Source organism: Bacillus sp. LR--39 (assembly GCF_053613335.1).
The window spans coordinates 1-547 of record NZ_JBSIOT010001440.1; the positions used below are offsets into that span (position 1 = coordinate 1).

Consider the following 547-nt stretch of genomic DNA (forward strand, 5'->3'; position numbering starts at 1 on the left):
TTTTACTCAGCTAAAATCCGCAAATAAGCTTTCCAAGGTCCGACATCATCCTGATACCGCTTCGCCAGCACTCTTGCGATTTGCGAGAGGTGAGTGAGATCGTGGGCAACCCAAGTTGAGATCTGTTCTCTAAGCTTGACGATTCCAAACTCCGGGTGCATCCCCGTTTGTTCGAAGTCGGTTTCAGGATCAAGAATCTGCCGCAATGTTTTCAGATTCGCCCGTCTGATTTCAGCAAATTCGTTAAGCAGCTGTTCAATCGTTTTCCCGTCGGCTGAAGCGGTCGAACGGCGGAAAAGTTTCCGTTGCTCCTTTTGTCACGATCATTTTGATTCGGGGCAACCAGTTGTTTTTTTCTCCCTCAATCAGATGGCCGACTACATCAAAGGCGTTCCAAGTGTCTTCGCCTTCATCGCAGCTGATCCAGGGGTTTGATAATCCGGTCAGCAGCTGACTCAATGTTTGTGGTGTGCGCTCCAGGATTTCGATGGCTTCCTCGAGTTGAAAGTTCATGTGAATGACCTCCTCCTTTTATAAAAGATCACGT

1 pseudogene is annotated in these 547 nt (G+C 48.1%); it reads right to left on the reverse strand.

Annotation, left to right across the window (positions count from 1 at the left end):
* Positions 1 to 2 precede the first annotated feature (2 nt).
* Positions 3 to 513 (reverse strand): annotated as a pseudogene (locus ACWHAR_RS31010) (DinB family protein).
* Positions 514 to 547: the final 34 nt, after the last annotated feature.